8 protein-coding genes are annotated in these 8,688 nt (G+C 42.4%); all 8 read right to left on the bottom strand.

Translation table 11 applies throughout. From position 1 onward, the window contains the following. Positions 1-712 precede the first annotated feature (712 nt). The 8 genes from coaBC to HY987_RS07435 all read right to left on the bottom strand — a co-directional run bounded on the left by coaBC (position 713) and on the right by HY987_RS07435 (position 8,660). Entirely contained in the window at positions 713-1,858 is a 1,146-nt protein-coding gene (coaBC, locus tag HY987_RS07470; RefSeq protein ID WP_292757162.1) for a bifunctional phosphopantothenoylcysteine decarboxylase/phosphopantothenate--cysteine ligase CoaBC, read from the bottom strand. A gap of 66 nt (positions 1,859-1,924) precedes the next feature. Continuing rightward, positions 1,925-2,425 carry a KH domain-containing protein gene (locus HY987_RS07465; RefSeq protein WP_292757160.1) on the bottom strand — a complete coding sequence of 167 codons (501 nt, stop codon included), beginning with the start codon at positions 2,423-2,425 and terminating at the stop codon, positions 1,925-1,927. 631 nt (positions 2,426-3,056) lie between these two features. Further along, positions 3,057-3,581, bottom strand: coding sequence for a PsbP-related protein (locus HY987_RS07460; RefSeq protein ID WP_292757159.1), 525 nt, complete (start codon positions 3,579-3,581; stop codon positions 3,057-3,059). Positions 3,582-3,856: 275 nt separating this feature from the next. Beyond that, a complete protein-coding gene (locus tag HY987_RS07455; protein WP_292757158.1) occupies positions 3,857-4,507 on the bottom strand; it encodes a hypothetical protein in 651 nt (216 codons plus the stop codon). Then, positions 4,500-5,309 (bottom strand): prephenate dehydratase, encoded by an 810-nt coding sequence (gene pheA, locus HY987_RS07450; protein ID WP_292757157.1) that lies wholly within the window; start codon positions 5,307-5,309, stop codon positions 4,500-4,502. The genes HY987_RS07455 and pheA overlap by 8 nt, the downstream gene beginning before the upstream one ends. A gap of 343 nt (positions 5,310-5,652) precedes the next feature. After that, positions 5,653-6,801 carry an RNA ligase gene (locus tag HY987_RS07445; protein ID WP_292757156.1) on the bottom strand — a complete coding sequence of 383 codons (1,149 nt, stop codon included), beginning with the start codon at positions 6,799-6,801 and terminating at the stop codon, positions 5,653-5,655. Positions 6,802-6,983: 182 nt separating this feature from the next. Further along, the gene (locus HY987_RS07440) at positions 6,984-7,799 is read right to left on the bottom strand and encodes a CBS domain-containing protein (RefSeq protein ID WP_292757155.1); all 816 of its coding nucleotides are present in this window, start codon (positions 7,797-7,799) and stop codon (positions 6,984-6,986) included. A gap of 18 nt (positions 7,800-7,817) precedes the next feature. Then, positions 7,818-8,660 carry a CBS domain-containing protein gene (locus tag HY987_RS07435; protein WP_322175040.1) on the bottom strand — a complete coding sequence of 281 codons (843 nt, stop codon included), beginning with the start codon at positions 8,658-8,660 and terminating at the stop codon, positions 7,818-7,820. Positions 8,661-8,688 lie beyond the last annotated feature (28 nt).

Here is an 8,688-nt window from a genome sequence, read left to right as displayed (position 1 = left end):
CGAAAGGATCGTTCGACTTGCATGGCTTAATCGAAACCCAATAGCAGTGGCCTCCGCCAGGATCAAACGGATTTGTTTGAATGGCGGATTGCCTAAATATAAGTCATTTATTTTGGGAAAATATGTATTTTGGAAAAGTAAGGAGTAATTTAGTAGCAACTAAATTTCACCACATACTACCATACCAACATCAAACCTAAACGCTATTTGCTTGTCGCAAAGTTTTAGGCCCTCATATATTTAGCCACCAATGGAAAATGCAGCTTTCATAGAGCGATATTTTCGCACTCCAGCCCACGCCTAATTAGTGGCACATACTATACACAGCGACCATACCTCTACAAAGTTTTTAGAAATTATTGCAAAAAGTGTGGAGAGTATTCCCCGTATTTGGTGTTAAACATGAAAAGAAGATTTCTCTGAAGTTTTTTATTATTTTGTATATTTTTAATAATTTGGGATTAGTTCTCATGAAAAATGTTAGATCAACACGGTTGGTGATATAGTGGCTGCTCGTTTTTTTAGATCTGATAAAACTTAATGAAAAAGTGTAAAAGAATTTAGAAAAAACAGTAAAAATTAATAGATAGTTTCAACCAAAACTTAAGGTTTTGATAATGAAATTAGTGTAAAAATAAAAAAATGTTTAGATTATTGTAGAAACTGTTATTTTTAGGAATACAGTTTATTTTAGGAATACTGTTGATTATTTTTAGATAATCCTCTCGGCAACTCTTCCAATAACCAGGGCAGCTATTTCTTCCTTGGTACTTAATGGGACATCCCATATTTCATCATCAACCAGAACCACTTTGTTCTGGTCAGATCCGAATCCTGCGCCAACTTCTGCCACATCATTGGCCACCATCAGATCTGCACCGGACTCCCTCATTCTTTTTTTAGCAGATTCCACCAGTTTATCCCTGGAAACACCGTACTCTGCCTTGAAACCCACCAGATACACTGCAGGGTTGTGTTCCTTGGCCTGGTTTATGATCTTGGGGGCTGGTTTTAGTTTCAGGGTCTGGTCACTGGATGAGGATATCTTGGATGTGTTCTTTTCCACCACAAAGTCACTGACTGCTGCTGCAGCAATGAACACATCATGGTCAATGAGGTTTTCCTCCAGTGCTTTGGCCATGACCCGGCTGGATTCAATTTTTATGTGATTGAATACCTGGGGGATTTCCACTTCCACCCTTCCGGTGATCATGGTAACATCGGCACCGCGACGGAAGGCCTCCTTGGCCAGTTCCACACCCATCTTACCAGAACTACGATTAGTAATTCCCCTGATGGGATCAATATCTTCGTAAGTGCCCCCGGCACTCACCAGAACATTCCGTCCCTCTAAACCACCGGCAGAGGTGGCTTTCTGAGCCTGGAGCACAATATCATCAACTGAGGGGAATTTGGCCTTGTTCTCCTCTTTTTTAGGCTCCATGAATACCACACCCTCTTTTTTGAGTTTCTGGATGTTCTCATCCACCGCCCGGTACATGGACTGGTGCATGGAGGGTACAAAAACAATAGGCGTGTTATAGCCACTGGCAGTTAAAAGAAGTGTGTTTATGGGGTTGTCCGCAATTTTATAGGCGAACTTGCTGATTACATTGGCAGTGGCTGGTGCCACCAGAATCAACTCAGCATCAGCATATTTAACATGCTCAATTTCCCCAGTGAGCTTGGTGATCACCTTCTCTCCCGTGGCAAATTCCAGTGCGTAGGGATTGATGATATCACAGGCACCGTCAGTCATGAAACATTTAACCTGGAAACCCTTCCTTTTAAGCTCCCGGGCCAGTTTCACCGTTTCCACAGCAGCCACACTACCAGTAACACAGAGCACGATTGTCATGAAATTTAACCCCCATTAAACCTTTAGATCCTCATAATATTTTTTTTAATTCCATATGTGATTTTTTTAGTTATCGCGGTCAATAACCACCAGGGTTTTCTCCCCTGTTAATTCCTGAATAATAGTATTCAATAGGTCCAGTTTGGCAGGTAATCTACGGGCATCTTCTCTTCTGACCCGTATTTTGTATCTTTCCTCTCCGTCTTTCCCGTAGACTACATTAATACCTGAAATACGGGCAGGGGCTAGTATATCGGTGGCCACGGCTTTCAAATCCGAGTTTTCTCCAACCACCCTTATTTTTCTCTCCACGGTTTTGGATATTTCCCTTACTATTTTACCGCCCTTACCAATGAGTTTACCCACCTGGTCTTTCTCGGTGATAATTATAACCACGTCTCCGATTTCAATGGTTTTCTTAAAACCGATTTTACCATCACCTACACGATATAGGAGTTTTGCAATGTCCAAGTCAAGCTGACTTATTTCTCCTGTTTTCAGCTTATTCTCACAACCTTGACATAACATTCCGCTTTTTAAACAGACATCGCATATTGGTAAAACCATCCTAAATTCCTCCTTATTTTTAGTGGATAATCCTAAAGGCCCCTGTAGGGTGCCAGATGAATTATATTGAAATAAAACCTTCGCAGGCTCATATGTAGGCCTGCATAAATTACCAATCCCTTATTTAATGCTTGGACGACCTATTACAGTCCAGCTTTGATAATAATAGAATCCAACCCTAAATTTCTAATTTCTCATGCATCAGGAACGAAAGTAATTATATGAATTTCACAGGAATTGAATAAAATTAAAAGCAGATTTTGACTTATAAGTCCACCACTCTCACCCTGTGAAGATTAGTACAAACATTTGGATATTCTATCCAGTGTAACATATAAAATTTTTGCATTAAAACTTACCTTAACAACACCCTATCCAAGCCAATTATACAGTGTTCTTACCATCTCCCAGGGGTAATAAAAAAGAATTTCATTGGTAATAAAAAAGAATTTTTTCAGGGTATTTTTATCAGGAGAATAATTACACTATTTCCGGAGAATGATTACACTAAGAATGATTACACTGATGATTTACCAAAAAAGAAGGGACGCTATCAAAAAATAGATTGTAAAAAATGATATTAAAAAAAATGAATGAAGTATGGAATTTGGTGCATCTGCTGCTTGGAAACCTATGATGCTTGGAAGCTGTTTACCACCAGGTCGAAGTTGGACTGCTGGGCATCGTAGTCTTCCACTCGGGCACTACACAGTATCACGTAGAGAGTGCTGCCTTTTTGCATCCACACCGCCCGGTACTTCTTGGCCACTCCCTCCTCAGAGGAGGTGTACACATTTTCATAAACCTGGGCACCGTTCAGAGTGAGTTCTGCCTCTGAAACTTTAGTTTTACCCGTATTATTGAAGAATTGAGCGTAATTTTGGTCGTAGGCTGTTTTAAGAACAGAAGTAGTTGCATTTGGTTTCTGGATCACCACAGAAGTGGTGGGGTTTCCATTAACCACTGTATTGGGATCTCCCACTGCAGCCACCCCATTGGGTGAACTAACTGAAGCCACTCCCCATGAGGAGGAGTACTGGAAGGAAACACCGTTCTGGGAGAAATTATTGGTCTGATTGGCCTTATCATCGGTAACACATCCTGAAACCAGGACTACCATGATGGTAACTGCCATTAATGGGAGAATTTTATTCATAAAACAAACACCTATTATCCTGTTATTTCATTCTTCTGAAAATATTAAATATTTAATAACTGATTATTCCATTATCTTATTATATATCCATTATTTTTCCATTATTTTCTTATACAATTGCACAAATTTGATGAATTTTCTATTGATTGAACTAATTCACAATGCTTTAAGGGGAAATAAACCTTTTTTCTAATCTATTTTTAAAAAAATCTTAAATCCAGGGAAGCAATGGCTCCCCTGCGGTTTTTTTGTAAAATAATATGTCTAATTATCCGTCAGCCAGTATTATTACCTGTATCTATAGGGGTTTGGGTGTTGGTTGGTGTATTAGAACTCGTATCCGTGGTAGTGGTGGGCGTAGTTTCGGTGGTAGTGGTTGGTGTAGTATCCGTATCCGTAGTATCTGTGGTAGTTTTAGTAACGTTGGAAGTAGTGGTAGTGGTGTTGTTGACTGGTGTTGGTAAGAATGCGCTGGCATTGACCGCCATGGATATCTGTGGTGATTCACTGGGTTTAGTGATGAACATAGATCCCATAGAGGTTCCTACTACAAATGCCAGGATGACAAATGCTAGTAAACCTATTTTTGCCCTTTTACCGAACCAATCCCTGCTGGGCATTTCCTTGCCCTTAATAGATTCGGGTTTGGTGATATATTTTTTAAGCATTTCCTGCTTTTCGGCTTCATCAGCCAGTTTTTTCTTCTCGTCTTCCTGATCTGACCAGTAGTCCAGGGATTTTTCAGATCCCATTCTACCCTGCATTCTGCGCACATGTTCTGCGGCCTGCAGGGTTTCCATTTCCTGGCCGATATCCCGTTTCTGGGCGAAGTATTCCTTCTTGGATATATTTCCTTTACTATAATCTAATTCAAGCTCTTCCAATGTCTGGTCGAGCTTTTTTTTACTTGAAACTATTCTAATCATCTCCTTCCTGAGGATATGATCCTAAAATCTTTATGTATCCTACCTTTGATTGTATTCTATTTATAACATTCATGATTTTTATATCCCTATGGTGACCCTCCATATCCACAAAGAAAATATAGCTTCCCAGCTTCTCCTTGGATGGTCTGGACTCTATTTTGGTCAGGTTTATCCCTTCACTGGCAAATTCTCCCAGTATCTCATACAATCCTCCGGGTTTGTCCTTGGAAAGGCATAAAACCACTGAGGTTTTGTCTTTCCCTGTGGGGACATGGTCTTCCTGGTCCACCACCACGAAACGGGTCATGTTATTGGCATGGTCCTGAATATCCTCTGCCGCTATTTTAAGACCGTATAACTCCGCAGCCCTTCGGGTCCCGATTGCTGCTGCCCTTCTATTATCACCTATCATCTCGGCAGCGGCAGCTGTGCTACGTGTGGCTTGGGTTCGTACCCCCATCTTCTCCAGGAACATTCGACACTGGGAAAGTGGCTGGTAATGTGAGTAAACCACTTCCACATCCTCTAATTCTGCATCCTTGTTTATGAGAAGGTTGTGGTTTATGGGGAGGATTATCTCCTGTTTAATTTTCAGGAGATACTGGTGGGCCAAAAGATCCAGGGTGACTCCCACCGAGCCTTCTATGGAGTTTTCTATTGGCGCCACTCCCAGGTCAACTTCACCAGTGTGCACTGCTTCAAATACTTCGGGTATGGTATCGTAGGGTACCAGTTCCCCCTCCAAGTGTGATGCTGCTTCTTCAGTGAAGGTTCCTGCTGGTCCGAAATATCCTATTTTCATAATTTTACCTAAATCATTTGGTGGTTTAGTGAGAAACATTGGTGTTAACAAATTGGGTTAAAATATTCTAAATTTCTTAATATTCTAAGGTTTAGTTAGTCTAATATTCGAAGTATAAGTTAGTCTTAATTCTAAGTATAGTTATTCTAAGTATAGTTAGTCTTAATAATCTAAGTATAATTATTCTAAGTATAGTAGTCTAATATTCTAAGTTTAGTAATAAAAATTAGTTTGTTTAAGTTATTAAAATAAGTTTTATTTTATTAGGTTTTAATTTATTAAAATCACATCTTCAAAAATTAAAAAATCCATCTTCAAAAAAGATTCATCAACCCCCAACAGATTAGTACAAACCACCATCAAGGTAGTTGTTGATCCGATCGTTGGTGGACTGGTGTATCCTTCTTATAACTGCTTTACCGTCTTTTATCTCAGCCAGGGTCGCCATGACCTTTAAATCACGGAGGTGGCGGATGAATTCCTCTGCTTCTTCCTGGCTATCCACTTCTATCAGCAGATCCTCCGCTGCTAATTCACCCTGCTCCACCTTGCCAATGGTTTCCAGCATGGGGTAGAGTATAGATTCACCCATCCGCAGGGCTCTTTCCCGAAGCTGGTCTGTTGATTCTCCGGTTTCATGGGACTGGAATCCTTCCCGGATGATCCTGCTAAAGAGGAATGCCTGAGCCAGGTCGAAGGGGAAGCTCAAGGCGTATTCCAGTTCTGCTGCCTGGGCCTGGGATGAGGTGTACTTTAAGGGTTCCAGCTGCATCTGGGGGTCCTTCATCACCACTCCCTCCCGGTCATTTTTCCCTAATTCCCTCACAATCCCCATGATCTTCTGAGGAGCCTCTTCCACTGGGAACACTCCCAGAAGTCGTACTGGTTCCAGCTGGTAATCTGCCAGTAACTCCCTTTTGACCATTACTGGTAGTGGTGTGTTGGTGAGTTTTTCCCGCAGGTCGAATATGCGGAATCCCAGTTTCCCCACCTCAGGGTAGTAGTGTGATACATAGGGGTTCATGGTGCCCACCATCTCACCACAGATGACCATCTGAGGATAATCCTGGAAGAATTCATCCAGGTTCAGTATCTGGCTGGCTTTGCGGCTGGTGTAGGGACAGATGTAACCACCACGGGTGAAGGCAACTATCCTATCATCAACCTGGGCGATGCGGACATTGTATCCGTTCATCTTCTCCTCCACCGCCACTTCCCGGGGAAAGTGTTTTTCCAGTGCAGGGTGTAGCATCAGGGTTCTCCTTATCTTGGGGAACCCCCGTATAACTTCGATTTCCTCGCCTTTTACTACCATGGTCCCGGCTTCTACTGGTCCCAATCCTTTCCGGAACTGGATAGCGTTCAGACCATGTTTCTGGTATTTTTTTACAATGCCCTTCTGGTAGGCTGCCTCCAGTTTAGGGGAAGGTACATCCAGGAGGTGGGAAACTTCCTCATCAGTTACCAGGGGCGGGATGCTTTTTTCTCTCATTTAACACCCTTTAGAGTGGGATTATTTCTAATATTTCTCTATTTTTTAGAATGTTTATTTGGTTTAGAATGTTTATTTGGGATGTTTATTTGGTTTAGAATGTCCATTTGGGAAATGTTTAAAAAAAAGTTAAAAATAGGAGGATTTCTTTATAAATCCCCCATATTATGGGTTTTCTTACATCACTTTTCCAGTTCCACTATCAGTTTCAGGAAGTCGGTTTTGGTGATTATTCCAGTCATTCCATCTTCATCCACCACTGGTAGTCCACTGAAGTTTTCATCCAGCAGGATCTGTGCTACCTCGGCCATGGTTTTTTCTTCGGTGATGGTTTTCACATTCTGGATCATCACATCTTCCACCAGTAGGTTACGTATCCTGGCGGGTTTGTACTTGTCAGGAACTACTTTTCGGAAGGACATCATTGCCAGGGCTATGTCTTTAGCGGTTATCATTCCCTGGAGCTGGCCATCCTCCATTACCGGGAGTCGGCCAATACCCTCATCGATGATGATCCTCCTGGCGTGTACCAGCCGGTCCTGCGGTCCGATAGTGGTGACCTCAGAGCGCATTCTTTCTTTTACTGCGATATCGGTGAAGGGTCTGCCCTGGCAGGTGTGCAGGAAGTCGGTTTTGGTGATCATCCCTATGATCCTGCTACCATCCAGGACAGTCAGGCCTCCGATTCCATTATCCAGCATGAGCTGGGCAGCATCTCCCAGTGTCTGGTTGCCTTCAGCAGTAAATGGTTGAGATGTCATCACTGTGGAGACATGGAAGTGGGATGGTGCCAGGTTGCCGTATTTGGATGATCCCAGGCGAAGAGATATGTCTTTCTCGGTTATGATCCCTACCAGTTCTTTCTGATGGTCCTGGTTGGTGTTTATAACCGGTAACCTGGATACTTTATTTTTTTTCATTAATTTCAGTGCGTCGTGAATGTTCTGGTCTTTGTCCACCACAACTGCATCTTTTGCCATAATATCTTTCACATGCATCTTGGACTCCCCCGGTAATTACTGGATTCCCCGGATTATATCCGTTTTGGTGATTATTCCCACCAGTTCATTATCACTGACCACTGGAATTCCACTAACATCTTTTTTAGCCATAATATCAGCGGCACTGGCGGCGTCTTCATCCTGCTCGATTTTTATAAGGTGGTTAGTCATGAGATCTCCTGCTGTGACCATAGACACCTCCCGAACATTTCTCTTCTCCTGACCATCGATGTTCCGCAGGAATGCTATTTTTTCCACACTCACTCCTGTTTCAGGGTCTTCCACGTTGGCAAAGGATATATTTGCAGAAGTTATGATTCCCACTGGCTCATTATCCCTCACCACTATGACTTTGCCGATTTTCTGATCTTCCATTATCCCAATAACGTGCCCAATGCTGTGATTTTCATTGACAGTTATCACTTCACTGGTCATGAGGTCGGATACTTTCCATTTGCCCGTGAATTTCTGGCGGTAGAATTCCATAAGGTCACTTTTGGTTATGATCCCCACCACTTCATCCCCATCCACAACAGGTACGGAGCTGATGTCGTTTTTGATCATGAGCTCCACTGCCTCCTGAACTTCTCGGAAGGGGGTGAGGGTCACCAGGTTGGGTGTCATGACCCTGCGGATGCTGATTTTATCGATGGTTCTCCTTTTCCATTTTGGTCCGTTGGACCTCATTTTTCGGGTTAAGTCTTTTTCAGTCAGGATGCCCACTGGTTTACCTTCCTGATCAACCACCAAAATACGGCTGTAGCCGTGTTTGAGCATTAGGTTTCGGGCATGGCTTACTTGTTCGTTTTCCTCGGCTAATATTACTTCCTCGTTCATTACATCCTCGATTTTCATCATGCAACTCGCCCCTAAAAAGTTTTAAAGA

Source organism: Methanobacterium sp., from assembly GCF_016217785.1.
Taxonomy (GTDB): Archaea; Methanobacteriota; Methanobacteria; order Methanobacteriales; family Methanobacteriaceae; genus Methanobacterium.
The sequence above is the reverse complement of the archived record's forward strand: the minus strand, read 5'-3'. Positions and strand labels throughout refer to the sequence as shown.

Excerpts from the sequence above, each read along its gene's own strand:
- coaBC (WP_292757162.1), bottom strand. The coding sequence starts at position 1,858 with ATGACAATCGTGCTCTGTGTTACTGGTAGTGTGGCTGCTGTGGAAACG.
- HY987_RS07465 (WP_292757160.1), bottom strand. The coding sequence starts at position 2,425 with ATGGTTTTACCAATATGCGATGTCTGTTTAAAAAGCGGAATGTTATGT.
- HY987_RS07460 (WP_292757159.1), bottom strand. The coding sequence starts at position 3,581 with ATGAATAAAATTCTCCCATTAATGGCAGTTACCATCATGGTAGTCCTG.
- HY987_RS07455 (WP_292757158.1), bottom strand. The coding sequence starts at position 4,507 with ATGATTAGAATAGTTTCAAGTAAAAAAAAGCTCGACCAGACATTGGAA.
- pheA (WP_292757157.1), bottom strand. The coding sequence starts at position 5,309 with ATGAAAATAGGATATTTCGGACCAGCAGGAACCTTCACTGAAGAAGCA.
- HY987_RS07445 (WP_292757156.1), bottom strand. The coding sequence starts at position 6,801 with ATGAGAGAAAAAAGCATCCCGCCCCTGGTAACTGATGAGGAAGTTTCC.
- HY987_RS07440 (WP_292757155.1), bottom strand. The coding sequence starts at position 7,799 with ATGCATGTGAAAGATATTATGGCAAAAGATGCAGTTGTGGTGGACAAA.
- HY987_RS07435 (WP_322175040.1), bottom strand. The coding sequence starts at position 8,660 with ATGATGAAAATCGAGGATGTAATGAACGAGGAAGTAATATTAGCCGAG.